The sequence below is a fragment of the Burkholderia sp. 22088 genome (assembly GCF_052045915.1).
Taxonomy (GTDB): Bacteria; Pseudomonadota; Gammaproteobacteria; order Burkholderiales; family Burkholderiaceae; genus Burkholderia; species Burkholderia cepacia.
This window is the reverse complement of the sequence record NZ_JBQEPY010000003.1, coordinates 25,582-51,025: the sequence shown is the minus strand read 5'-3', so window position 1 is coordinate 51,025 and position 25,444 is coordinate 25,582. Positions and strand designations below refer to the sequence as shown.

The window sequence follows — 25,444 nt, the reverse complement described above, 5'->3', positions numbered from 1 at the left end:
GCGGCCCGTCTGGCGCACCGCGCATCGTGCGGATCATCCGCTTACTTCTTTTCCAGCAGGAACCAGTTCATCACGAGCGCGCAGATGCCGCCCGTCGCCACGCCCGATTCCAGCACGTTCTTCAGCGCGTGCGGCAGGCTGTTGAGGATGTCCGGCACCTGCGACACGCCGAGGCCGAGCGCGAGCGACACCGCGATGATCAGCAGCGCGCGGCGATCGAGCTGGACGCCCGCGAGGATGTTGATGCCCGATGCGGCCACCGCGCCGAACATCACCATCGCCGCGCCGCCGAGCACGGGTTCCGGCACGGCCTGCAGCACGCCGGCGACGACCGGGAACAGGCCGAGCACCACGAGCATCCCCGCGATCCAGATGCCGACGTGGCGGCTGGCGACGCCGGTGATCTGGATCACGCCGTTGTTCTGCGCGAACACCGAGCTCGGGAACGTGTTGAACACACCGGCCAGCAGCGAGTTCGCGCCGTTGACGAGCACGCCGCCCTTGATCCGCTGCATCCACACCGGGCCTTCGACCGGCTCGTTCGAGATCTTGCTGGTGGCCGTGACGTCGCCGATCGCTTCGAGCGACGTGACGAGGTAGATGATCAGCATCGGCACGAACAGCGACCACGAGAAGCCGATGCCGAAGTGCAGCGGCGTCGGGACCTGGAACAGCGCGGCCTGGTGCATGCCGGTGAAGTCGAGGCGGCCGAGGAACGCGGCTGCGAGATAACCGATGACGAGCGCGATGACCAGCGCGGTGCTGCGCACCCACACGATCGGCACGCGGTTCAGCAGGATGATCGTGCCGAGCACGAGGCCCGAGAGCGTCAGGTTCTCCGCGCTCGCGAAGGTGCCGTTGGCCATCGCGCCGAAGCCCCCGCCCATGCTGATGAGGCCGACCTTGATCAACGTGAGGCCGATCAGCAGCACGACGATGCCGGTGACGAGCGGCGTGATCAGGCGCTTCACGAACGGCAGGATGCGCGACACGCCCATTTCGACGAACGACCCCGCAATCACGACGCCGAAGATCGCGGCCATCACGGTTTCGACCGGCGTGCCTTGCTTGACCATCAGGCTGCCGCCGGCGATCAGCGGGCCGACGAAGTTGAAGCTGGTGCCCTGGACGATCAGCAGGCCGGCGCCCAGCGGGCCGAAGCGCTTGCACTGGACGAAGGTGGCGATGCCGGAAATCACCAGCGACATCGACACGATGAGGGTCGTATCGCGGCTGGACACGCCGAGCGCCTGGCAGATCAGCAGGCCGGGCGTGACGATCGGCACGATGATCGCCAGCAGGTGCTGCAGCGCTGCGACGAAGGCGACCATCGGCGCCGGCCGGTCGTTCGGGCCGTAGACGAGGTCGCGGGCCGCATCTGCGGCGTCGGCGCCATGGGCGGCGGGTTGGGCGGAGGAGGCGGGTTGCATGGCGAGCGGGCCGGACAAGGTGGAAAGTGCGGCATTTTAGCCGAACGGCCTGCCGCCGCCGCCGGGGGGCGCCGCAATAGCGGGAATTCGGCGGATCGGGAAAACGGTGGCGGATCGGCGCCCGGCCGGCCGTGACCGCGACGCCCGCCGGTCAGCGGGGCTGCCGCGATGCGCGTGCGGCCGGGTTGGCGGTCGCGGCGGTCGTCGCATGGAACCCGGGCAGCCCGGGAATCCGCTGCTCCATGAACTGCAGGAACGTCCGGGTCCTGAGCGGCAGATACCGGCGCGACGCATACACGAGGTGCAGCGCATGCGGCGGCACCATGTCCCACTTCGGCAGCAACCGGACGAGCTGCCCGCTGTCGATCAGGTCCTGAACCAGCCACGCCGGTCCGCTGCCCACCGCGTTCCCGGCGAGAAAGCATTCCCGCAGCGCCATCGAGCTGTTCACGCGATACCGGCCGCGCACCGGAACGGTGACCTGCTCGTCGCCGCGGGCGAATGCCAGTTCGTTGCCGATGTCCGCGCGTGCGTAGCCGACGTACTCGTGCCGCGCCAGGTCTTCCGGCCGGCGGAGCCTCGGTGCCTGCGCGACGTACTTCGGCGTGGCGACCAGCAGGCGGGGCGACGACGCGATGGGGCGCGCCACGGCATCCGGCGGCAGCAGATGGCCGAGGCGGATGGCGACGTCGACGCCTTCTTCGACCAGGTCGATCACACGGTCGGTCAATTGCAGCTCGACCTCGATCTCCGGCCATGCGGCGAGGAATTCGAGCACGAGCGCATTCAGCCTCAGCTCGCCCAGCCCCATCGGCGCATTGACGACCAGCTTGCCGACCGGCCGCACCGTTTGCCCGCGCACCTCGGCCACCGCGCTCGCGTATTCGTCGATCACGCGCTTGCAGCGGTCGTAGAACCGGCGGCCTTCGTCGGTGGGTGCGAGGCTCGTGGTCGAGCGTTCGAGCAGGCGGACGCCCAGTTCCTTTTCGAACGCGGCGACGATCTTGCTGATCGTCGGCTGGCCGGTGCCTTCCTCGCGCGCGACCGCCGAGAAATTGCCGAGCTCGATGGCGCGGACGAACACGCGCATGGATCGCAGCGATTCCATCTTATTCCTTCGGGGAATGAACCTTATTCAAGTCTCCCACGTTCCTGCGCAATGGAGAATGACCTAACGTTCGCGAACCTTCAATCCCTGACGAGGAGTCGACATGAACGAGACAACGCAATCTTCGGCACTGGACGGTGCGCACGTCGTGGTATTCGGCGGAAGCTCCGGAATCGGCCTCGAGGCCGCGGCCGCCGCGAAGGCGAAAGGCGCGAGCGTCACGTTGGTCGGCCGGACCCGCGTGAAGCTCGAGGCCGCCGCGCAAGCGATCGGCGGCGCGCGCATCGCAGTGGCCGACATCGCGGACCGGCATGCGGTGCAGGCCGTATTCGACTCGCTCACGCGCGTCGATCACCTGGTCGTCACGGCCGGCCGGTTCATTGCGGGCAAGCTGAACGAGACCGATCCCGATCAGCTGCTCGCCGCGCTGCAGGAACGTATCGCCGGGCCGGTCTACGCGATCCGGGCCGCGTTGCCGCTGATGCCGGCGACCGGCTCGATCGTGCTGACCGGCGGGCAACTGTCGGATCGTCCGGCCGCGCACGGCACGTCCGTCATAGCCGCCGCCGTGCGCGGCGTCGAGGCGCTGGCGCAGTCGCTCGCGCTGGAACTGAAGCCGATTCGCGTGAACGTCGTCGCGCCCGGCTTCGTCGAGACGCCGCTGTACGACGCGTTCGGCGCGGAAGCGCGCGACACGATTCTCGCGGGTGCGGCGTCGGTTTTGCCCGGCGGCCGGGTCGGGCGAGCCGATGAAGTGGGGGAGGCGATCGCGTTCCTGCTGGGCAACGGCTTCATGAACGGCGAGATCCTGCACATCGACGGCGGCGGCCGGCTGGTCTGAGCCGCGTGTCAGCCTGCGGCGCGCGGGCCGGTGCGCCGCGCCGGCGGGCGTGATGTGTGGGGTGTGCGGGTATCCGGATACGCGCGCTGGCAGACGGCGATGACCGCATCGCGCAGGCTGCGATGCACGGGGTCGCCGTGCATGCGCGGATGCCACAGCGCGGAAACGAGGATCCCGGGCAGGCGCACCGGGATCTCGAAGCTGCGCAGCCCGAGGGCGTCCGTGAGCCCCGGCGAGAATGCGTTGCCGAGGCTCGAGCGCGGCACGAGCGCGATCAGGTCGGTGCTGGCCGCGACACGCATCGCATCCGGGTAGCCCGGTACGACGACGCGCACGGCGTCGCCCTGGCCGGCCCCGTCGGTCGGGTCGTCGGCCGGCCCGCCGAAATCGCCGAGCTGCGACGCGATCACCTGACGGCAGGCCGCATAACGCGCGGGTGTGATCCTGCCCGATGCGAACAGCGGATGCCCGGCGCGTGCCACCGCGACGTGCCAGTCGTGGAACAGCATGCGTGTGTGCAGTTCGGGGGCATCGTCGCCGCGTTTGCCGATTTCCAGATCGACGGCGCCGTCGCGCAGCGCTTGCGGATCGCGGTCGGGTTTCGGGACGAAGCGGATGCGCACCTGCGGCGCGATTTCGCCGAGTGCGGCGACCACCGGGCCGGACAGCATTTCCATGAACGATGCGGCCGCGCGGATGGTGAACGTGGACGCGTGCGTCGCCAGATCCACGTCGGCCGTTGCCGGCCGCAGTACCGTGCGCGCATCGGTTGCGATCGCGTGCACGCGGTCGCGCAACGCGGCTGCGTGCGGCGTCGGCACGAGCTTGCGCCCGGCGCGCACGAGCAGCTGATCGCCGGTGGACACCCGCAGCCGCGTGAGCGTGCGGCTCATCGCGGACGTGCTCAGGCCGAGCCGGCGCGCGGCGCCGGTCACGCTGCCTTCCGACAGCAGCACGTCGAGCGCGGTGACAAGGTTCAGGTCGATGTCTTCCATGGCGACAGGATACGCCACGGCACGATGTGACATGGCGTTCGGTGCAACTATCGTTTGAATCGGGTGCGTCTGGTGCCTGTCGTGATACGCACCTATAGTGGCTGCATGACGCAACCCGGCAAAGGCGGACACCATGCAATCGACTGTATCGAGTAAAAACGCACCGACGATCCTGCTCGTCGCGGCCTCGCGCGGCCTCGGGCTCGCGATGGCGGAGCAATTCCTGAGCAAGGGCTGGAGCGTCACGGGCACTGTGCGGGAAGGATCGGGGCGCACGCGACTGCACGACCTCGCCGACCGGTTCGACGGCCGGCTCGACATCGAGACGCTCGACATCTGCGAGCCGGCGCAACTGGCGGCGCTGCGCGAGCGGCTGTCGGGCCGGCGCTTCGACATGCTGTTCGTGAATGCGGGAACGACGAACGAGACGACCGAAACGATCGGCGAAGTGACGACCGACGAGTTCATGCGCGTGATGGTCACGAATGCGTTGGCGCCGATGCGCGTGATCGAGACGCTGCAGGATCGCGTGACCGCGGACGGCCTGATCGGTGCGATGTCGTCGGGGCAGGGCAGCGTCGCGAACAACGTCAGCGGGATGCGCGAGGTCTATCGCGGCAGCAAGGCCGCGCTGAACCAGTTCATGCGCAGCTTCGCGGCGCGCCAGGCCGATACGCGGCGTGCGATGGTGCTGATGGCACCCGGCTGGGTCCGCACGGAGCTGGGCGGGCCGGATGCGCGCCTGACGATCGAGGAAAGCGTGCCGAGCCTCGTCGACGTGCTGGTCGCCAAGCGGGCGCGCCCGGGGCTCGAGTATCTCGACTATCTGGGGCGGACGGTGCCGTGGTGAAGCCGCGTTGCAAAGGATCGCCGTGCCCGGCGTCATGCCCGTGGCATAAGTTGTGTTCGCAACGATTTGGAAAAGGCGACGACACGCCGCTCGCTGCATCGCACAACCGGTCGCGCTTGACATAGGCGTGTAGCCCGCCGTAAATTGCGCAGGCAGATCTAGATAAGAGACTATCTGTAAGATGGTCTCTCCATGCGTCGATCGCATCTGCAATGTCGAGCCTCTTACAGAACAAATATACGGAGGCCGATTGTGCAAACGATCGCGGTCAAGCTTCATGGCATTGAAGACGTCATCTCCTTTCTCGACACTCGCCCCGGCATCGCGGGCAGGGCGGGGCTCGTCTGGTGGCTGTCGCTCGGCGGGCTGTTTCTCGACGCATTTTCCAACTCGGCATTGAGCGCCGGCCTCGGGCCGATGACGCGCGAATTGCATCTGTCGGCCGCGCAGGTCGCGTGGATGACGTCCTTCGCGTCGTGGGTCGCGATCGCGTTCAACCCGATCGGCGGTTGGATGGCCGACCGCTGGGGGCGCGTGCGGCCGCTGATCGCGGCGAAACTGCTGTCGGTGATCGGCGCGCTGCTGGTCGTATTCGCGCCGGATTTCAATACGATTCTCGCCGGCCGCTTCTTCGTCGGGATGGCATACGGAATCGACTTCGCGATCGCGATGGCGATGCTCGCGGAGTTCACGCCGGGCCGCCTGAAGAGCCGGCTCAATACCTGGCAGGGCATGTGGTACACGGCCGTCTGCCTGAACCTGCTGCTCGCGCTGTTGTTTCACGCATGGCAGGTCGGCGATTCGATCTGGCGCTACTCGGTGGCGGCTACCGCCGTGTTCGGCGTCGCAATCCTCGCGCTGCAATGCGCATTCCTCGTCGAAAGCCCGATCTGGCTCGCGCGCAAGGAGCGTCTCGACGACGCGGCGCGTGCGATGACGCGCATCTACGGGCACGCATTCGCCGCCGCGCCCGTGCATGAACGCACGCCCGTCGTGAATCCGGCCACGCGCGGCTTCGCGAACGTGCTGCTGATCTTTCGCGGTGTCTACCTGCCGCGCACGATCCTTGCCGCGACCGTGCAGATCGGCCAGTCGATCGAATACTTCGCGATCGGCTGGTATCTGCCGCTGATCAGCGCCGCATTGTTCGGTACCGACTTCGTCTACGCGACACTCGGCGCGCTGGTGTTCAACCTGTTCGGGATCGTCGGCGGCTTCTCGTCGTCGGCGGTTGGCCGCCGTGTCGGCCTGCGTCGCGCATCGGCGATCGGGTTCGCGGCGGTCTGCGCGATGCTGGTCGTGCTCGGGATGTTTCATGCGCGCATGCCGCTGTGGCTGTCGGTCGTCGTGCCGTCGCTGTTCATCCTGTTCCACTCGGCCGGCCCCGGCGCGAACGGAAAGAGCCTGTCGTCGTTGTCGTTTCGCGGCGAGTTGCGCGCAGGCGCAAACGGCATCGTCGGCGCGCTCGGCTCGATCGGCGCGGCGTTGGGCCTGCTGGTCTTCCCGCTGTTTCGCGCGCGCTACGGCCTCGAACATACGTTCCTGATCCTCGCGATGGTGCCGTGCGTCGCAAGCGTAATCTGCTTCGCGATCCGCTGGGACCCGACGCGCACGACGATCAATCCCGACAACGAACCCGACGCGCCGCACTTCGGCGGCGACGCACGCGCAACGTCGGCCTTCCTGAACCCCGCCATCGAGAAAACGCAACGATGACCGATTCCCGAAACGCCATTCTTGCCATCGACGAAGGCACCTCCGGCACGCGCGCCGCGATCGTCGACGCGAGCGGGCACGTATCGTGCCTCGAATACCTGCCGCTGTCGGTCGAGAGCCCGCGGCCGGGCGTCGTCGAACAGGACGCGAACGCGATCCTCGACAAGACGCTCGCGGTCTGCCGCGCGACGCTTGCGCGGGCGCGAGCACAGCGTGTACGCATCGTCGCGCTGGCGCTTGCGACGCAGCGCGCGACGGCCGTGCTGTGGGACACGCGGACCGGGCGCGCGCTCGTGCCCGCGATGGTCTGGCAGGACACGCGGCATGCAGCCGAGCTCGACCGTCTCGCCGCCGACTGGGACCGCTTGCTCGTGCCGCAGGTCGGCCGGCCGGCGGGCGTGCGTTCGCCGTACTTGTGGGCCGCGCACCAGATGCGCACGTCGCAGGCGGTCACCGACGCCCATCGCGCAGGATGCCTCGCATTCGGCACGATCGACACGTGGCTGATGTGGCATCTGTCCGATGCGCGCGAATGCGTGACGACACCGACCCATGCGACCTCGGCGAGCGCGTATCTGCTCGGCGAGCACCGCTATTTCGAACCCTGGCTCGACGCGCTGGGCTTTCCGCGTGAACTGCTGCCCGCGTTGCGCGAAGACGCTGATGCGTTCGGCCGCACGCGCCGGGACGTGCTCGGCATCGACGTGCCGATCCTCGCGTGCGCAGGCGACCAGTTCGCGGGCGCGGTCGGGCTTGGCTGCGTCGAGCGCGGCCAGGCGATGTGCGTGCACGGCACCGGCAGCTTCGTCGACCTGCTGACCGGCACGGCGCGTCCGGACACCGGCTCGCACGTGCAACCCGGTCACGCGCACGACGGCACGCTTGCGATGACCGCACGGCGGCACGACGGCGTGTCGCATTACTCGCTCGAAACCTTCGTTGCGACGACGGGTTCGGCACTGCGCTGGGTCTGCGAAAAGCTGCGCTGGTTCGACGATCCCGCGCAGATCAGCGCGCTGGCGGCCACTGTGCGGTCGTCGCGCGGCGTGACCTTCATCCCGGCGCTCACGGGCCTGCGCGTGCCGAGGATGGAGCCGAATGCACGCGCGTTGCTGTCGGGCATCTCGATCGCGACGACACAGGCCGAAGTCGCGTACGCGGTGCTCGAAGGCATCGCGCATTCGGTCGCATCGTGCATGGAGGCCAACCAGGTCGTCGCGCGAGCCGACGTATCGGAGCTGATCGTCGGCGGCGGGCTGGCAGGCAGCGACACGCTGCTCCAGATCCAGGCCGACGTGAGCGGCGTGCCGGTGCGCCGGATGCGCGAAGGCGATTGCGCGAGCCTGCGCGGCGCGGCGTTTCTCGCGGGCGCATCGGGGCTGCTGTGGGAATCGCTCGACGCGGCCTGCGCGACGCTCGTCACCGACGCCGTATTCGAACCCTCGACCGACGCAGACCGCCGGCAGCGCCGGCGCGCGGCGTGGCACGCGCGAATCGCGTCCGAGCTCGCGCACGCAACCGATTTCGCTCACGCGTAAGCACGGAGAACGACCAGCATGATGTTTTTGCCATCCAGAAAACCGAAGACGGATCGTGCCGGCATGACCGGCACCGAGCCGTTGCGCGTGAATCGCGACGAGCACCTGGCGCGACTCGAGACGGACGCGTTCGACGTGCTGATTGTCGGCGGCGGCGTGACGGGCGCGTACGCGGCGTTCGATGCGAGCCTGCGCGGGCTGCGCGTCGCGCTCGTCGAGAAGAGCGATTTCGCGTCGGGCACGTCGTCGAAATCGTCGAAGATGGTACACGGCGGGTTGCGCTATATCGAACAGGGCAATCTCGGGCTTGTGCGCCATTCACTCCTCGAACGGCAGCGATTGCGGCGCAACGCGCGCCATCTGGTGCAGCGGTTGCCGTTCCTGTTCCCGGTGATGGAGCGCGAAGGCGTATTTGACAAGCGTCTCGCGAAAGCTTTCGAAAGCCTGCTGTGGACCTACGACATCGCCGGCGGCTGGCGCGAGGGCATCCTGCATCAGAAGCTGACGAAGGCCGAGGTGCTGTCGCATTGCCCGACCTTCAACGAAACGTACCTGACGGGCGGCTTCATGTATTTCGACGCGCGCGTCGACGATGCGCGCCTGACGTTGAACCTCGTGCGCACGGCCGCGTTCCACGGCGCGGCGGTGGCGAACCACGCCCGCGTGGTCGAGCTGACACGCGACGGCCACGGCAAGGTCGATGGCGCGATCGTGCATGCCGACGGCCGCGAGCGGCGCGTGCGCGCGCGCGTGGTCGTGATGGCAACGGGCGTATGGCTGCGCGACTGGACCGGCGCCCGCAAGGGCGACACGTCCGCGCTGCAGGTGCGGCCCGCGAAGGGGGTGCACGTCGCGATCCCGTGGCTGAAGATCCGCAACGACTGCACGGTGACGATCCCCGTGCCGGGCCGCAACCGCCGCGCGACGATCACGCGCTGGGGCAACGTGTCGTATCTCGGCACGACCGACGAGGACTACGACGGCGATCTCGACGACGTGCACTGCACGCGCAAGGAGCTCGATTTCCTGCTCGAAGGCGCACGCTCCGCGCTGAAGGCCGACCTGAGCGCGGACGACGTGGTCGGCAGCATCGCCGGATGCCGGCCGCTCGTCGGGCCGCCGGGCGGCAAGACGATCGAGATGAAGCGCAACCACGAGATCCATGTCGCGCCGGACGGGCTCGTGACGATCGTCGGGGGCAAGCTGACGACGTCGCGGCACATGGCCGAGCAGACAATCGATACGGTCGGCAGGTTGCTCGGGCGCCGCACGCGCTGCCGCACCAAATCGGCTTACCTGCTCGGCGCGGCCGGCTACGACCCGCAGGCGATCGTCGCGTCGGGCGGACTCGCCGCGCATCTTGGCGAACGCTACGGCACCGAGGCGCGTTTCGTCGGCGATCTCGCAGACGAAACGCCGTCGCTGCTCGCGCCGATCGTCGAGGGGCTGCCATACAGCGAAGCGGAAGTGCTCTATGCGGTACGTCACGAATTCGCGCGCAGCGTCGACGACGTGCTGTCGCGCCGCACGCGCGCCCGATTGATGGCGCGCGACGCATCGGCGCGCGCGGCACCGCGTGTCGGCGCCATTCTCAAGGCGGAGCTCGGCTTGTCCGATGCGGCCGTCGCCAGCCAGGTGAGCGACTACGTCGCCGCCGTCGCACTCGAAAAAGCCATCCTCATGGGAGAAAACGGATGATCAGCAAGGAAGCCATCAAGCGCGGCTACAACCGCGGCAATTACGTCGTCGGTGCGCATACGCCGCCGCCTTATTCGCTGAACCTGCAGACGGCGGGCAGCACGTTCGCCGAAGCGGGCATGCAGCGCGCGCCGGTCGTGGTATCGCCGCAGCAAGTCGAAGCGTTGCGCGCGGTGGCCGATGAAGTGCTCACGCAGCCGGCCGACGTCGTCGCTTGGACGCGCGACTGGTGGGCCGCGTCGATGGTCGCCGAGACGGGCGGCCGGCCCGCGACGCCGCATGCGGTCATCGTGCGCGTGTCGACGGTCGAGCAGGTGCAGGCCGTGATGCGCATCGCGCACGCGGCGACGATTCCGGTGACGGCGTCGGCCGGCCGCAGCAACGTGACGGGCGCGGCGCTGCCCGTGCGCGGCGGCATCGTGCTCGACGTGTGCGGGCTGAACCGGTTGATCGGTGTCGATACCGAGAGCCAGATCGTCGACGTCGAAGCCGGGATGTTCGGCGACGTGTTCGAGGAAACGCTGCAGCGCGAGCACGGGCTGACGATGGGGCACTGGCCGTCGTCGTTCGGGATCAGCACCGTGGGCGGCTGGATCGCCTGCCGCGGCGCGGGGCAACTGTCGACGCGCTACGGCAAGATCGAGGACATGGTGTTCGGGATCGACGTGGTGCTCGCGGATGGCAGCCTGGTGACGCTCGGCGGGTATTCCCGCGCGGCGGTCGGCCCCGATCTGCAGCAGTTGTTCGTCGGCAGCGAAGGGACGCTCGGCATCATCGTGCGCGCGCGCCTTAAGCTGCACCGGCTGCCCGATTACGGCCGCGCGATCGCGTACGGTTTCGACACGTTCGCGGCCGGCCTTGACGCGTGCCGTGAGATCCTGCAGCGCGGCGCGAACCCGGCGGCACTGCGGCTCTACGACGAACTCGAGAGCGGCGTGCAGTTTGGTCTGCCCGACACGAACGTGCTGCTGATCGCCGACGAAGGCGCGCGCGAGATGGTCGACGCGGTGATGGCGATCGGCGCACGCGTCGGCGAGGAAGGCGGGCGCAAGCTCGACGGCGACGCGATCTTCGAGAAGTGGCTCGACACGCGCTACCTGACCGGCAAGAGCGCGGAAGGCTTCAAGCGCAGCCCGGGCTTCGTCGCCGATACGCTGGAGATGTGCGGCCGCTGGCGCGATCTCGCGGCGATCTACCGCGACGTGGTGGCCGCGCTGCAGGCCGTGCCGGGCACGCTGGCCGGCTCGGCGCACCAGTCGCATGCGTATGCGGACGGAGCGTGTCTGTATTTCTCGCTGCGCGGCGACGTCGCGGTGGCCGAACGGGCCGCGTGGTACCGTGCCGCCTGGGACGCAGCGAACGCGGTGCTGATCCAATACAATGCGACGTTGAGTCATCACCACGGCGTCGGGCTGCTGCGTTCGCCGTACATGCGTGATTCACTGGGCACGGCGTTTCCGGTGCTGCAGGCGGTGAAGCGCGCGCTCGATCCGAAGCACATCCTCAACCCCGGCAAGCTTGGTCTCGGCGACGAGACGGGCCCGCACGTCGACCGGTAAACGTCATGGACAAGTCGCTGGGCGCGCGTCTCGCCCGTCATCCCGTCATCGCGACGCTGTACGGCCCCGAGCAGGCCGACAGTTTCGTCGACAGCGCGGCCGAGGTCGGCATCGTCGCGAACGTCGACCTGCGCCGCCTGCAGGCGGTGGTCGCGGCGCTCGCCCGGGCCGGCAAGTTCGTGATCGTCAACATCGACAGCTGCGATGGGCTATCGCAGGACAAGGGCGGCGTCGAGTATCTGGCCGATATCGGTGTCGCAAGCCTCGTGTCGACGCGCGTCGCGACGATCCAGCGCGCGAACCGCGCGGGGCTGATCACGATGCAGAAGGTGTTCGTGACCGACCGTTCGACATGGCCGCGCAGCATGAAGGCGATCGAGCAGAGCGATCCGAACCTCGTACAACTGATGCCCGCGCCGATGCTCGCGCACCTGAGCGAAGCCGACCGGCAGGCACTGCCGCCGATCGTTGCATCCGGCTTCGTCGGCAATGCGGACGACGTGCGCAGCGCGAGGCGGCACGGCGCGCTCGCGGTGTCGACGAGCGACAGCGCGTGGTGGAATTTCGACCCGTCGTCGTGACGGATTCCTGTTAAACACGGAGCGCAACATGAACGAACCCTACCTTCAGGTCATCGCGCATTTCTTCGCCAAACCGGGCAACGGCGACCGCGTGCTCGAACTGCTCGCGGAACTCGCGCCGGCGACGCGCACCGAGCCGCAGAACCTCGACTACGCGTATTTCCGGTCGGCGGAGGACCCCGACCATATCGTGATCCTCGAACGCTACCGCTATGCGGACGGCCTCGACGTGCATCGGGAGACGCCGCATTTCCAGCGGATCGGTGTCGGCGCGATCTTTCCGTTGCTCGATCGCCGCGACGTGTTGCGCTTCATGGTGCAGCCGGACACCGGCACGGCGACGTCGCCGGGAGGTGCCTGATGAACCCGTTTCAATTCCGCACCGTGCCGACGCAGGTCGTCGAATTCGGCGCCGCGCGCCGGCTCGGCGCGTTGTTGCGTGAACGCTTTCCGGCGCTCGTGCGGCTGTGCGTCGTCACCGATGCGTTCCTGCATCGCAGCGGCGTGCTCGCGCCGGCGCTGGAGAGCCTCGCCGCGCACGGCTGGCAGGTCACCGTGATCGACGACGTGATCGCCGATCCGCCCGAGCAGGTGGTGCTCGACGCGACCGAGCGGGCCGTCGCGGCCGATGCGGAGATCGTGCTCGGCCTGGGCGGCGGATCGTCGATGGACGTCGCGAAGCTGATCGCGGTGCTCGTGCCCGGGCAGCAGGCGCTGGCCGACATGTACGGCGTCGACAAGGTCACGAGCGCGCGGCTGCGGCTCGTGCAGATGCCGACGACGGCCGGCACGGGCTCCGAAGTGACGGCCGTGTCGATCGTCACGGTCGGCGAGGCGCGCAAGATGGGCGTCGTGTCGCCGCACCTGTTCGCCGATGTCGCGATCCTCGACGCCGAACTGACGCTCGGCCTGCCGCGCGCGGCGACGGCCGCGACGGGCATCGACGCGATGGTGCATGCGATCGAGGCCTACACGTCCGCGCGGCTGAAGAACCCGGTGTCCGACATGCTGGCCGTGCACGCGCTGACGCTGCTGTCGCGCAACCTGCTTGCGGCGTGCGACGACGGCCACGACCGCCACGCGCGCGAGGCGATGCTGGTCGGCGCGATGTTCGCGGGGCAGGCGTTCGCGAATGCGCCGGTTGCGGCCGTGCACGCGCTGGCCTATCCGGTCGGCGGGATCTTCCATGTGCCGCACGGGCTGTCGAATGCGCTCGTGCTGCCGCACGTGCTGCGTTTCAACGCACCGGCCGCCGCACCGCTGTATGCGGAACTCGCGGCGATTGTCGCGCCGTCGGCGACGGGCAGCGACGAAGCGCGTACGCACGCGCTGATCGGCGAGATCGACCGGCTGATCGCCGCGACGGGCATTCCGCGCACGCTGCGCGAGGTCGGTATCGGCGAGGGCGACCTGCCGAGGATGGCGTCGGACGCGATGCTGCAGACGCGCCTGCTGGTGAACAATCCGCGCGAGGTGACGGAGGCCGACGCGCTGGAGATTTACCGGCAGGCGTGGTGACGGGGCGGGCGTGCGCGTCGCGCCGCCCGCCATGCATTCACGTCGCGATGCGCGCGCCGCCCGCCGCGCGGGCCGTGCCGCGCCGCATGCGCATGCGAGCGCAACGGCCGCGAGCCCGCATCCGGCCCGCGGGCGTGACGAGCAATGCGTCGCGTTCGACGCTCACGTGAAGGAACCGGGGAAGTCGCGGCAGGCTTGACGGCGGCTGCCGTCGTCAGCGGGCAGGGCGGGCCAGCAGCGGCGGGATGTCCTGCTTCAGCAGGTCGACGACGGCCCGCACGCGCGGCGGCAGCGGCCGCTGCGCGTGGACGAGCACGTTGAGCGCGAAGTCGGGAATCGCGTAGCGCGGCAGGAGCTCGACGAGCGTGCCGGCCGCGATCGCGTCGGCGCAGGCCGGGTGCTGGACCACGCCGATGCCGCCGCCCGCCGCGATCGTGTCGAACATCGGCCGCCAGTGGCTCGTCGTCATGATCGTGCGGATGCGCGCGTATTCGAGCGGGCCGCCGTCGTGCTGCACGGGCAGCCGTTCGCTCGCGAAGACGCCTTTCACGCGGATGAACGGATGGTTCGCCAGATCGGCCGCCGTGTCGATCGGGCCGCACCGGTCGAGATACGACGGCGCGGCGACGAGCCGGCGGCTCACCGCGCCGACCGGGTGCGCGACGAACCCGCCGTCGCCGAGCTGTCCGACGCGGATCGAGATGTCGACGCCTTCCGTGACCGGATCGACGATGTCGTCGTTCAGGACCAGATCGATGTGCAGGCCCGGATACGCGGTGCGGACATGCATCAGCACGCCCGGCAGCACGACCTCGCCGAAGCATTGCGGCGCCGCGAGCCGGATCGTGCCGTCGAGCGCGGTTTCCGTCTTCGAGACCGATGCGACCGCATCGTCGGCCGCTTCGAGCAGCGCCTTGCTGCGGTCGTAGAAGATCCGGCCTTCTTCCGTGCACACGAGGGTGCGCGCACTGCGCATCAGGAGCCGTGTGCCGAGATGCTTCTCGAGCCGTTCGATGCGCTCGCTGACGGCCGGCTGGCCCATGTCGAGATCGCGCGCCGCGCCGGACATCGTGCCGCGCTCGACGACCCTGACGTAGATGCGCATCGTCGCCAGCAAATCCATGAAGTCGCGCCCCTTGTCCGGTTCCGGTTGATGCCGATCGACGGATGGTACCAAAGCACGGCTGACTGAAGGTGTGGAGCGACCCGATACTGACCATCGGTTGCGCAAGCCGCGTGTGTTCGCCGGTGCGATGGGCGACAATCGGCTTCCGTGCGATCGACTGGAGACGATGACATGACGCGACAGGATGAAGCGGTGCGCACGCGCTGCGTCGCATGGCAGATCGTGCAGACCTGGCAGGCGGCCGAATGGTGCAGGCTCGTCGAGTCGCGAACGGGTATCGGCTTGTCGGGGTCGGTGTCGGGCGCGATCGACGGCGCGCCGTTTCGTGTCGATTACGCGGTCTCGTGCGGCGCCGACTGGCTCACGCGCGCGGCGCGCATCACGCAGTGGGGCGGCACGCAGCCGCCACGGCAGCGGGATATCGCGTGCGACGCAGGGCGCTGGACGATCGACGGCGTCGACGTACCGGCGCTCGCGGGCGCGACCGATATCGATCTCGGTTTCAGCCCGTCGACGAACACGTTGCCGATCCGGCGGCTCGGGCTGGCCGTCGGCGAGGCGGCCGTGATCCATACCGCGTGGCTGCGTTTCCCCGAATTCGAGTTCGTGCGCGGCGAGCAGCGTTATACCCGCACGGCGGAACACGTGTACCGCTACGAAAGCGGCACGTATGCGGCCGATATCGCGGTCGACGAAGCGGGCCTCGTCACCGACTACGACGAATGGCGGCGCATCGGCGCGGCTCCCGCGCGCTGACGCACGCGTGCCGCGCCGTGCGTCGGCGGCAGTGCATCAGCGTGCGCTGGCCACCGACAGCTTGCCGGGAATCAGCTTCAGCGCGCTGAACGCGTCGGCGATGTTCTGCTGATACGCGAGCGTCGCATCGCTGATCGGCTGCACGCCATAACCGGCGCGCTTGAGCGCGACTTCGAGCGTCGGCGCGTCGAGGCCGACGAGCGGCGACAGTTGCGCGGCGACTTCCGCCACGTGGTCGCGTGCCCAGCGGTCGACCGCGTCGACTTCGTCGAGCAGCGCGCGCAGCACCTGCGGATGAGCGGCCGCGTATTTTCGTGCGGCGAGGTAGTACTGCGTATTGCGCACGAGCCCTTCGCCGTTCGCGATCACGCGCGCGCCGATCTGCCGCTCTGCGGCGGCCAGGTACGGATCCCAGATCACCCACGCATCGACGTTGCGTTGCACGAACGCGGCGCGCGCGTCGGCGGGCGTCAGGTAGATCGGCTGGATGTCGGCATACGTCAGGCCCGCGTGTTCGAGCGCCTTCACGAGCAGGTAGTGGACGTTCGAGCCTTTGTTGAACGCCACCTTCTTGCCGCGCAGCTGCGCGACGTTGCGGATCGGCGAATCGGGCAGCACGACGATCGCCTCGCCCTGCGGCGCGGGCGGCTCGTTGCCGATGTAGACGAAATCGACGCCGCCCGCCTGCGCGAAGATCGGTGGCGTCTCGCCGACCGTGCCGACGTCGATCGCGCCGGCGTTCAGGCCCTCGAGCAATTGCGGGCCGGCCGGAAATTCGAGCCATTGCACTGTGACGCCCTGGCTCGCGAGCCGCTTTTCCAGCGTGCCGCGTGCCTTGAGCACGACGAAGTTGCCGTATTTCTGGAAGCCGACGCGCAGCCGCGTGCCGCTGTCTTGCGCGTGCGCGGGCAGGCCGGCGAGCGGGCCGAGCGCGAGCCCGGCCAGCCCGGCGGCCGCGCCTTGCAGCCATTGGCGGCGCTGCGGGTTCGCCGGTGTCGGTTCAACGTCTGCGTGCGGTGTGTCGTTCATCGAAGCGTCCTGCGGGCGAAGGAGCGGGCCGCGCGCGAAAGGCGACGCGGTCGGCGCAGGGCGGGGCCGGATGCGGGCGCTGCACGCCACGGGCCGGCCCGCGCCGGACTCGTGACGATACGTCCGCCTGCGTTGGCGGCCAACCAACGAATGCGCATATGCAAATCAGCGGTGGACGCGTTGCGGGCGTTCGATCCGGCGATCAGTGCAGAAACCCGCGGCGACGAGCCAAATCGCGGCCGGAACGGGGCGGCATGGCAGGCCGCCCCGGAAAAATCGCCGCCTCGCACGCGTGGCCGCCCGGCGCGCGACGAGCCGCTGCCTGAACCGCTGCCGCGACGCTCAATCGGAGCCGGTCGTGCTTTCCTCGATCGAATCGACGCGATCCGGATAGAACGCGAGGTGCCCGCGGATCGCGTCGACGGCCGGATAGGGCGCCTCGTAGGTCCAGACGGCATTGACCGCGCGTTCGCCGCCGACCGGGATCGAGTAGTACGCGCAGTCGCCCTTGTACGGGCAGTAGGTCGCGTGATCGGTGCGCAGCAGCAGCGTCAGGTCGGCGTCCTCGCGCGGGATGTAGAGCACGGCCGGGTAGGCGGCTTCGCGCAGCGCCAGCGCGCGGCGCGTGTCGGCGACGATCCGGCCGGCCGACTTGACCACGACCCGCCGCGGGTGCGATTCGATCGTGATCGGGTGATCGGGGCCCGGCGTCTTCACCGGGCGAGCAGGCGTATCGGGGCTGACAGGCATGGTGTGTCCTCCTGGAATCGGCGGCGCGACGGGATGCGCGCCGGCGTTGGCCAGCCGATACGATGCGCCCATTTCGGCGAACCTGCACGGGGCCGGAAGAGACCACGCGCGCCACGTGCCCGACGCTCGCACGGACATCCCCGTGCCGCGGCGGCGGGATGCCGATCCAGCGATAAGCAACGCGCAATTAATTGGTAAGCGATCGGCGGGCGACGCGCGAAGATCGGCCGTCGTCATTTGCATGACAGCCACCGATTCCGCCACCATGAAGACCTCTTTCGTTTCGCCCGCCGCGCCTCGCGTGCGGAAACCGCCGCGCGCCGCGACGGCCCTGCGCTGCATCGCGGCGTCGCTGCTGCTCGCCGGCGCGGCCACGCAGGCGCTGGCCGCGCCCGCCGGCAAGACGCTCGTGTATTGCACCGAAGGCAGCCCGGCCGGCTTCGATCCGGGCCAGCACACGACGAGCACCGATTTCGACGCGAGCACGTTCACGATCTACAACGGGCTCGTGCAGTTCAAACGCGGCACGCTCGATCTCGAACCGTCGCTCGCGACGAGCTGGGACGTGTCGCCCGACCAGCGCACGATCACGTTCCATTTGCGGCGCGGCGTGAAGTTCCAGACGACCGCGTGGTTCAAGCCGACGCGGCCGTTCCAGGCCGACGATGTCGTGTTCACCTTCCGCCGGATGCTCGATCGGGACGATCCGTTCCGCAAGGCCTATCCGGTCAGCTTCCCGTATTTCAGCGACCTCGGTTTCGACCGCAACATCGAACGCATCGACAAGGTCGACGACTACACGGTGCGCTTCGTCCTGAAGACGCCCGACGTCGTGTTCGTGCGCAATCTCGCGATGGCGTTCGCGTCGATCCTGTCGGCCGAGTACGCGTCGCAGCTCGCGGCGCGTCACCGCGAGGCCGACATCAACCAGTTCCCGGTCGGCACGGGGCCGTTCCTGCTGCGCACGTACCAGAAGGACGCGCTGATCCGCTACGACGCGAATCCGGACTACTGGAAGCCGGACGACGTGAAGCTCGCCCGTCTCGTGTTCGCGATCACGCCCGATCCGGCCGCGCGCCTGCAGAAGCTGGTGTCCGGCGAATGCCAGGTATCGGTGTTCCCGCGGCCAGCCGACCTCGACACGGTGCGGCGCGACCCGAAGCTGTCGTTGTTCTCGGGAATGGGTTTCAACGTCGGCTTCGTCGCGTACAACACGCAGCATGCGCCGCTCGATCGCGTCGACGTGCGGCGCGCGCTCGACATCGCGATCGACAAGTCGGCGATCGTGAAGACCGTGTTCAACGGCGACGCGAAGATCGCGACGAACCCGATGCCGCCCGCGCAATGGTCGTACAACCCGCGCCTGAAGGATGCGCCGCGCGATCCGGCGGCCGCGAAGGCGCTGCTCGCGCAGGCCGGTTTCCCGAACGGCTTCGACCTCACGCTGTGGGCGATGCCCGTGCAGCGCCCGTACAACCCGAATGCGCAGCTGATGGCGCAGTTGATCCAGCAGGACTGGGCGAAGATCGGCGTGCGCGCGAAGATCGTCAGCTACGAATGGGGCGAATACAACCGCCGCGCGAAGCTCGAAGGGCAGCACGACGCGATCCTGTACGGCTGGTCGGGCGACAACGGCGATCCCGACAACTGGCTCGGCACGCTGCTCGGTTGCGACGCGGTGCACGGCAGCAATCTCGCGAAATGGTGCAACCAGGATTTCGAACGGCTGGTGGACGCCGCGCGTTCCAATGCGGACGTCGCGAAACGCACGGCGCTGTACGAACAGGCGCAGGTCGTGTTCAAGGACCAGGTGCCGTTCACGCCGATCGCGACGTCGATCGTGTCGCTGCCCGTGTCCAAGCGCGTGCACGGGCTGACGTTCTCGCCGCTCGGCGGGCACCGTTTCGACGGGGTCTGGCTGGATTGACGGACGGGCCGCGCACACGCGCGGCCCGCGCATTCATCGGCGTGACGTGACGGAAGTGACGGAAAGGCCGGCGCGCCGCGGTGCGCCGGCTGCCGCCGGTTCAGTTGAGCGCGACCGCCGCCGCGGCCTCGACCGGCGAGCCTTCGAGCGCAACCGACGGCCGGCCGTCGGGGCCGACCGGCACGTCGCCGGTGAGCGTCGTGCGATAGAGCTGGCGGTCGAAGTCGAGATCGAAGATGTCGACCGGCGCGAGGTGGGCGGTCGCGCGGTTGTCCCAGAACGCGATGCTGCGCGGCTCCCACTTGAAGCGGATCGTGAATTCAGGCCGCGTCACGTGTTCCCACAGCAGTTCGAGCAGGGCCTGGCTCTCGCGCGGCGTCAGCCCGACGATCGATTTCAGGAAGCTCGGGCTCACGTACAGCGCGCGTTCGCCGGTCTCCGGGTGCACGCGCACGAGCGGATGCTCGGTGACGAGCGGGCGGCGTTCGACCGCGTCGTCGAACGCATCGGTTGCGCGCGCGCCGGCCGGCGGCGTGAAGCGATGAAGGCCGCGCAGGCCGTCGACGAAGCCGCGCAGCGGCGCGGACAGCGTTTCGTACGCGCGCACGAGGTTGGTCCAGTGCGTGTCGCCGCCGTAAGGCGGGATCGTCACGCCGCGCAGGATCGATGCCCACGGCGGGTTCACCGCGGCCGTCACGTCGGTGTGCCAGCCGGTCCACGGCCGGCGCACCGGTTCGCCTTCGAAACGGGTGGCCTTGCGGTGTTTCGCGATCGAGTACACGGCGGGATGCCCGTCGACGTGCCCGAACACCGGGTGGCCGACCGTCGGCTCGCCGAACTGCGCGGAGAACGCGACGTGCTGCTCGTGCGTGAGGAACTGCTCGCGGAAGAAGATGACGCGCCATTTCAGCAGCGCGGCGCGAATCGCCGAGATCTGCGGCGTGGTCAACGGTTGCGTGAGGTCGACGCCGCGTATTTCCGCACCGATATGGGCGGACAGCGGGATCACGTCGATCGGCTCGGCGGCGGGTTCGAGTAAGGCGCTCATGCGACGCTCCTGGCGGAAGTGAACGGGGTGCGGGGCCGACATCGTTGCGCGTGCGTGCGTCGGTCCGGTGGCGGGAAGGGCATGGTCGGGTGTCCGGTGGCGGAGGAGGCAGGTGCGGCGGCGCGCACGGAACGGCGCCGCCGCGTGACGCGGGCGTTATTGCAGCGTCGCGCCCGGCCCCTTCAGCACGACGCTCCGGCGGCCGTCGATGCCGACCGGCACGTCGCCGTGCACGGTCGCGCGGCGCACGACACGGCGCGCATCGCCGTAGTCGTTGATCGCGTAGTGCTGCGTCGCGCGGTTGTCCCAGATCGCGACGTCGCCTTCCTGCCAGTTCCAGCGCACGGTGTTCTCGAGACGCGTCACATGCTCGTGGAATACCTGCAGCAGGTGCGCGGAATCCTGCGCCGACAGCCCCTTGAGCCGCTGCACGAAATGCCCGAGCACGAGCGTACGTTCGCCGGTTTCCGGATGGACGCGCACGACCGGGTGCTCGGTTTCGTAGACGGTCGACGTGAACACTTCGCGGTAGCGCTTCAGTTGCGCAGCGTCGGCATGCACGTGCGTCGACGCGTAGTCGTACGCGTTCGTATGCAGCGCCCACAGCGTGTCGGCGAGCGCGCGCAGCGGGTCGGGCAGGTTCGCGTAGGCGGCGGCCGTGTTGGCCCACACGGTATCGCCGCCGAACGGCGGAATCACGACCGCGCGCAGGATCGAGACCTTCGGGTACGCATCGACGAACGTCACGTCGGTGTGCCACGAATTGGCGCGCGCGCCGTGTGCGGAATCGAGTTCGAGCAGGTGCGCGCTGCCGTCGACGGACGGCACGGTCGGGTGGGCGACGGTCTCGCCGAAGCGGCGTGCGAACGCTTCCTGCGCGGTGTCGTCGAGGTGGTGCTGGCCACGGAAGAACAGCACCTTGTGGCGCAGCAGCGCGGCCTGGATCGCGTCGAACGTCGCGTCGTCGAGCGTGCCCGACAGCCGCACGCCGGCGATCTCGGCGCCGATCCGGCCGGCGACCTGGCGAAGCTGGAGCGGGGTGGCGGCCGTGCGCGGCGCGGCGTGCGAAGCATGCGAAGACGGGTGAGCGGCGTGCTGGACTTCGGACATCGGGAGTCTCCTGGAGTCGGGTCGGTCGAGTCTCCATTCAAGCAGGGACCGTGCGCAACCGGAACCGATGAATCGTCACAACCTTAGCGTGCGCGCGGCGACGATCGATATGCGTCGTCGTGCTGAGCAAATCGAAGCGCCATGCGTGCTACCACGCAAGCCGCCATTCGCCGATCCGGTGCGGGCGCGGCGGGTCGATACGCTTGCCGCGCGGGTGATCGTCGCCCGGCGGTTCGCCGTCGTCGAAACCGGCGAGCACGGTGTCGCGCAGCCGCGCGAATTCCGGTGAATCGCGCCGGCGCGGGCGCGGCAGCGCGACGTCGACGATGCGCTCGATGCGGCCCGGGCGCGGCGCCATCGTCACGACACGGTCGCCGAGATACACGGCTTCGTCGACGTCGTGCGTGACGAGGATCATCGTGATGCGCTCCTGTTCCCAGATGCGCAGCAGCTCGTTCTGCATCCGCGCGCGCGTCTGCGCGTCGAGCGCGCCGAACGGCTCGTCGAGCAGCAGCACGCGCGGGCGGTTCACGAGGCCGCGTGCGATCGCGACGCGCTGCGCCATCCCGCCCGACAACTGGTTCGGATACGCATGCTCGAAGCCGTTCAGCCCGACGAGCGCGACGTGATCGGCGACCGCGCGGCGCTTCGCGGCCGCGTCGAGCGGCGCGTTGCGCAGCGCCGCCTCGATGTTCTGCGCGACGGTCAGCCACGGGAACAGCCGGTGATCCTGGAACACGATCCCGCGCTGCAGCGACGTGTCGCGTACGCGTTCGGCACCGGCACGGATCTCGCCCGCGTAGTCGGTGTCGAGCCCGGCGATCAGGCGCAGCAGCGTCGACTTGCCGCAGCCGCTCGCGCCGACGATCGTGACGAACTCGCCGGCGCGCACGTGCAGCGACACGTCGTCGAGCACGGCGAGCGCGGCGCCGCGTTGCGCGTAGTGCTTGCTCACGTGGAGGATGTCGAGCGAATCGGAGGCGAGGGTCGTCATGGCAGGTCTGAGGAAGGGGGAAGGAAAGGGCGATCAGCGCGGCAGGTCGCCGCGCCGGGCCAGCACCTTGCGCTCGATCGCGCGTGCGATCGCGTTCAGGGCCCAGCCGGTCACGCTGACGACGATGATCCCGAACAGCACGAGATCCATCCGGAACTGCTCGCTGCCGTCGATCAGCGTGTTGCCGATCCCGCTGCCGGCGACCAGCAGGTATTCGGCGCCGAGCGTCGCGAGCCACGAATAGATCAGGCCGAGATACAGCCCGGTGAAGATCGACGGCAGCGCGGCCGGCAGGATCACGTGGCGCACGAGCTGGAGCCGCGAGTAGCGCAGCGCGCGGGCGACGTCGACATACGCGCGCGGCACCGCATGAATGCCGTCGCAGGTGTGCGCGGCAACGGGCAGCAGCGCGGCGAGCGACAGGAACACGACCTTGGCGACGTCGCCGAGGCCGAACCATACGGAAATCAGCGGAATCCACGCGAACAGCGAGATCTGCTTGAACGTGTCGAAGCTCGGGCCGACCATCCGCGCGGCGAGGCGCGACAACCCGAGCGCGGTTCCGAGCAGCAGCCCGCCGGCCGCGCCGATCGCGAAACCGCAGGCTTCGCGCGCAAGCGACGCGGACAGCGCGCGGCCGAGCGCGCCGCTCGAGGCTTGTGCCCATGCGGTGCGCAGCACGTCGGCCGGGCCGACGAGCAGCCCGCTGTTCACGAGGTGCGCGGACGCGATGGCCCACCACAGCGCGAGCGCGACGAGCGGCAGGACGAAGCCGCGCCAGTCGGGCGCACGCAGGCGGCGGGCGGCCGTGGCGGCCGGCGGTGCGGCGTCCGGCGAAGCGGAATGCGTCACGGGAGAATCTCCTTCGGTTGCGCGGGCGGGGCGGGCATCGTGTGTGGCTCAGCCCCGGAAGGCGGACGGCACGCCGCGGCGCAGGCGCGCCTCGAGCGCGTCGAGCAGCCGGTTGATCAGCAGGCCGACCGCCCCGACGACGATCACGGCGGCCATCACGAGATCGAGCTGGAACAGCTGCCGCCCGTACACGATCAGGTAGCCGAGCCCTTCGGACGATGCGACGAGTTCCACGACGACGAGCGCGAGCCACGACTTCGTGAACGCGAGCCGCACGCCGGTCGCGAGCGTCGGGATCGCGGCGGGCAGCACGACGTGCACGATGCGCTGGCGGCGCGTGTAGCCGAATACGCGCGCGACTTCGTCGAGCGCGGGCGGGGTCTGGCGAAACCCTTGCAGCGTGCTCAGCGTGACGGGAACGAGCGCCGCATGCGCGATCAGCAGGTACTTGAGCGGTTCGCCGACGCCGACGAGCAGCAGCAGGAACGGCAGCCAGCCGAGCACCGGAATCTGCACGAGCGCGTTGAAGCTCGGCAGCACGTAGGCTTCCAGCGTGCGCGACAGGCCGAGCGCGACGCCGGTTGCGAAGCCGAGCAGCGTGCCGGCGGCGAACCCGACCAGCACGCGCTGCAGGCTGATCAGCGTGTGGCGCACGAGATCGCCGCTCGTCGCGAGATCCGCGAGCGCGTCGAACACGCGTTCCGGCGGCGGGAGGATCTGCGGCGCGATCCAGCCGCGCGCGCTGCCGACGCTCCACAGCGCGAACAGCAGCGCGGGCAGCAGCCACGGCGCGAGCCGCCACGACCACCGTTTCACGTGCGCCGCCGGGTGCGGCTGCGCGGCGAGCGCGGCGGGCGGGCGAGTGTCGGATGACGGGACGGAAAACGCGGTGTCGCTCATCGAGGTAGTCCGGGTCAGGAAAGGGGCTTGCCGGCCGCGTCGTATCGTTGCCAGTAGTTTTCGAGCTTCAGCGTGCGCAGCGCGTTGTCGAGATACTTCGGCTCGAACCAGCCGTCGACGTCGACCGGCTGGCGAATCAGTTTCAATGCGAGCGCATCCTGCGCGACGGACTTGTAGCGCGCGACGAAGAACGGATCGATCAGCGGCGACAACCGGTCCTTCAGGCGCTGGTTCGCGTAGTCGGCCTGCCACGACGAAACCGGCACGCCGCTCTTCGCCCACAGCTTGAACAGCGCATCGCGGTTCGCCTCGTCGGACGACCATTGCGCGCTCTTCACGATCGCGGTGACGACACGCTGCACGATGTCCGGATGCGCGCGGTCGAAATCGTCGAGCACGAGCAGGTGCGTCTGGCGCGTGAACTGCGGGCCGTCGTTCTGCGATTCGTAGATGATCTTCGCGAGCCCCGCGTCGCGCAGCTTGTACAGCTGGTAGTCGCCCACCGACGCGTCGATGCCTTTCGACGCGAGCGCGGCGAGCGAGCTCGCGGCATCGAGGTTGATCACGCGCAGGTCGCGTTCGCCGAGGCCGTTTTTCGCGAGTGCATTGTCGGCGACGAGCTGCAGGTTGGTGCCGCGGAAGATCGACACGCGGCGGTCCTTCAGGTCCTTGATCGAGCGGATCGTGGAGTCGGGCGGCACCGCGATCTTGACGCCCGAGCGCACGCTCGCGGCGAGCAGCAGGCGCGTCTTGATTCCGTTCGCACGCGCGAGCACGGCGGGCAGGTCGCCCTGGTACGCGAAGTCGAGCGCCTTGTTGGCGATCGCCTCGTTGACGGCAGGCCCCGCGCCCTTGAAGAACAGCCATTCCACCTTGATGCCGTCTGCCGCGAACTCCTTTTCGACCTGTTGCTGCAACTGCGCGGTGGCGGGGCTTGAGCCGCCGAACGTCGGCGGATCGCCGGCGCCTTGCTGGGCGACGCCGATGCGGATGGTGGCGGGCTTGTCGGCGTGCGCGGCGGCGGCCGGCAACGCAATGAGGGACGCAATGAACAGCGATCGCAGCAGGCGCAGTGGAAGCATGAATCGACGGGTCCGGAACGTTGAGGAACAAGGCCG

Annotated in this window: 23 protein-coding genes; 11 read left to right on the top strand and 12 right to left on the bottom strand. The window is 69.0% G+C overall.

Going from position 1 to position 25,444, the window contains the following annotated elements; translation table 11 throughout:
• Positions 1-41: 41 nt before the first annotated feature.
• On the bottom strand, positions 42-1,430 hold the full coding sequence (locus ACTJLD_RS06090) for a nucleobase:cation symporter-2 family protein (RefSeq protein WP_440658307.1): 1,389 nt from the start codon (positions 1,428-1,430) through the stop codon (positions 42-44).
• Between the two features lie 151 nt (positions 1,431-1,581).
• Entirely contained in the window at positions 1,582-2,538 is a 957-nt protein-coding gene (locus ACTJLD_RS06085; RefSeq protein WP_321910306.1) for a LysR family transcriptional regulator, read from the bottom strand.
• A 103-nt stretch (positions 2,539-2,641) separates the two neighbouring features.
• On the opposite strand from ACTJLD_RS06085, the gene ACTJLD_RS06080 reads away from it, so the two are divergent.
• On the top strand, positions 2,642-3,379 hold the full coding sequence (locus tag ACTJLD_RS06080; RefSeq protein ID WP_440658305.1) for an SDR family oxidoreductase: 738 nt from the start codon (positions 2,642-2,644) through the stop codon (positions 3,377-3,379).
• A gap of 8 nt (positions 3,380-3,387) precedes the next feature.
• On the opposite strand, the gene ACTJLD_RS06075 is transcribed toward ACTJLD_RS06080, so the two are convergent.
• Entirely contained in the window at positions 3,388-4,374 is a 987-nt protein-coding gene (locus ACTJLD_RS06075; protein WP_322074624.1) for a LysR family transcriptional regulator, read from the bottom strand.
• Between the two features lie 133 nt (positions 4,375-4,507).
• On the opposite strand from ACTJLD_RS06075, the gene ACTJLD_RS06070 reads away from it, so the two are divergent.
• From ACTJLD_RS06070 to ACTJLD_RS06035, 8 genes are all read left to right on the top strand, one after another.
• A complete protein-coding gene (locus tag ACTJLD_RS06070) occupies positions 4,508-5,224 on the top strand; it encodes an SDR family oxidoreductase (RefSeq protein ID WP_322074622.1) in 717 nt (238 codons plus the stop codon).
• Between the two features lie 252 nt (positions 5,225-5,476).
• A complete protein-coding gene (locus tag ACTJLD_RS06065) occupies positions 5,477-6,940 on the top strand; it encodes an MFS transporter (RefSeq protein ID WP_175854915.1) in 1,464 nt (487 codons plus the stop codon).
• Positions 6,937-8,478 carry an FGGY family carbohydrate kinase gene (locus ACTJLD_RS06060; RefSeq protein WP_440658303.1) on the top strand — a complete coding sequence of 514 codons (1,542 nt, stop codon included), beginning with the start codon at positions 6,937-6,939 and terminating at the stop codon, positions 8,476-8,478. The genes ACTJLD_RS06065 and ACTJLD_RS06060 overlap by 4 nt, the downstream gene beginning before the upstream one ends.
• A gap of 18 nt (positions 8,479-8,496) precedes the next feature.
• Positions 8,497-10,176, top strand: coding sequence for a glycerol-3-phosphate dehydrogenase/oxidase (locus ACTJLD_RS06055; protein WP_027791190.1), 1,680 nt, complete (start codon positions 8,497-8,499; stop codon positions 10,174-10,176).
• Entirely contained in the window at positions 10,173-11,735 is a 1,563-nt protein-coding gene (locus tag ACTJLD_RS06050; RefSeq protein WP_440658301.1) for an FAD-binding oxidoreductase, read from the top strand. Before ACTJLD_RS06055 ends, ACTJLD_RS06050 begins: the two co-directional genes overlap by 4 nt.
• 5 nt (positions 11,736-11,740) lie before the next feature.
• Complete coding sequence (locus ACTJLD_RS06045) at positions 11,741-12,316, top strand: glycerol-3-phosphate responsive antiterminator (protein ID WP_437264524.1); 576 nt, start codon at positions 11,741-11,743, stop codon at positions 12,314-12,316.
• A gap of 28 nt (positions 12,317-12,344) precedes the next feature.
• Entirely contained in the window at positions 12,345-12,677 is a 333-nt protein-coding gene (locus ACTJLD_RS06040; RefSeq protein WP_321910310.1) for a putative quinol monooxygenase, read from the top strand.
• Complete coding sequence (locus ACTJLD_RS06035; RefSeq protein WP_440658299.1) at positions 12,677-13,834, top strand: iron-containing alcohol dehydrogenase; 1,158 nt, start codon at positions 12,677-12,679, stop codon at positions 13,832-13,834. The genes ACTJLD_RS06040 and ACTJLD_RS06035 overlap by 1 nt, the downstream gene beginning before the upstream one ends.
• A gap of 214 nt (positions 13,835-14,048) precedes the next feature.
• Here ACTJLD_RS06035 and ACTJLD_RS06030 read toward each other — a convergent pair whose 3' ends face one another.
• Positions 14,049-14,957, bottom strand: a complete 909-nt coding sequence (locus ACTJLD_RS06030; protein ID WP_440658297.1) for a LysR family transcriptional regulator — start codon at positions 14,955-14,957, stop codon at positions 14,049-14,051.
• Positions 14,958-15,131: 174 nt separating this feature from the next.
• On the opposite strand from ACTJLD_RS06030, the gene ACTJLD_RS06025 reads away from it, so the two are divergent.
• Complete coding sequence (locus ACTJLD_RS06025; protein WP_060085023.1) at positions 15,132-15,716, top strand: putative glycolipid-binding domain-containing protein; 585 nt, start codon at positions 15,132-15,134, stop codon at positions 15,714-15,716.
• A gap of 36 nt (positions 15,717-15,752) precedes the next feature.
• On the opposite strand, the gene ACTJLD_RS06020 is transcribed toward ACTJLD_RS06025, so the two are convergent.
• Positions 15,753-16,745, bottom strand: a complete 993-nt coding sequence (locus ACTJLD_RS06020; protein ID WP_027791197.1) for a sulfonate ABC transporter substrate-binding protein — start codon at positions 16,743-16,745, stop codon at positions 15,753-15,755.
• A 342-nt stretch (positions 16,746-17,087) separates the two neighbouring features.
• Entirely contained in the window at positions 17,088-17,495 is a 408-nt protein-coding gene (locus ACTJLD_RS06015; protein WP_440658295.1) for a DUF427 domain-containing protein, read from the bottom strand.
• Positions 17,496-17,760: 265 nt separating this feature from the next.
• On the opposite strand from ACTJLD_RS06015, the gene ACTJLD_RS06010 reads away from it, so the two are divergent.
• Entirely contained in the window at positions 17,761-19,422 is a 1,662-nt protein-coding gene (locus ACTJLD_RS06010; protein ID WP_059684287.1) for an ABC transporter substrate-binding protein, read from the top strand.
• A 100-nt stretch (positions 19,423-19,522) separates the two neighbouring features.
• Here ACTJLD_RS06010 and ACTJLD_RS06005 read toward each other — a convergent pair whose 3' ends face one another.
• The 6 genes from ACTJLD_RS06005 to ACTJLD_RS05980 form a co-directional block, all read right to left on the bottom strand.
• Positions 19,523-20,470 carry a TauD/TfdA dioxygenase family protein gene (locus tag ACTJLD_RS06005; protein ID WP_059649051.1) on the bottom strand — a complete coding sequence of 316 codons (948 nt, stop codon included), beginning with the start codon at positions 20,468-20,470 and terminating at the stop codon, positions 19,523-19,525.
• A gap of 156 nt (positions 20,471-20,626) precedes the next feature.
• Entirely contained in the window at positions 20,627-21,580 is a 954-nt protein-coding gene (locus tag ACTJLD_RS06000) for a TauD/TfdA dioxygenase family protein (protein ID WP_027791201.1), read from the bottom strand.
• A 148-nt stretch (positions 21,581-21,728) separates the two neighbouring features.
• Positions 21,729-22,574, bottom strand: a complete 846-nt coding sequence (locus ACTJLD_RS05995) for an ABC transporter ATP-binding protein (protein WP_021162897.1) — start codon at positions 22,572-22,574, stop codon at positions 21,729-21,731.
• Between the two features lie 33 nt (positions 22,575-22,607).
• Positions 22,608-23,426 carry an ABC transporter permease gene (locus tag ACTJLD_RS05990; protein WP_440658292.1) on the bottom strand — a complete coding sequence of 273 codons (819 nt, stop codon included), beginning with the start codon at positions 23,424-23,426 and terminating at the stop codon, positions 22,608-22,610.
• A 48-nt stretch (positions 23,427-23,474) separates the two neighbouring features.
• The gene (locus tag ACTJLD_RS05985) at positions 23,475-24,326 is read right to left on the bottom strand and encodes an ABC transporter permease (RefSeq protein WP_059694215.1); all 852 of its coding nucleotides are present in this window, start codon (positions 24,324-24,326) and stop codon (positions 23,475-23,477) included.
• Positions 24,327-24,340: 14 nt separating this feature from the next.
• Positions 24,341-25,408, bottom strand: coding sequence for an ABC transporter substrate-binding protein (locus ACTJLD_RS05980; protein ID WP_060194761.1), 1,068 nt, complete (start codon positions 25,406-25,408; stop codon positions 24,341-24,343).
• Between the last annotated feature and the right edge of the window lie 36 nt (positions 25,409-25,444).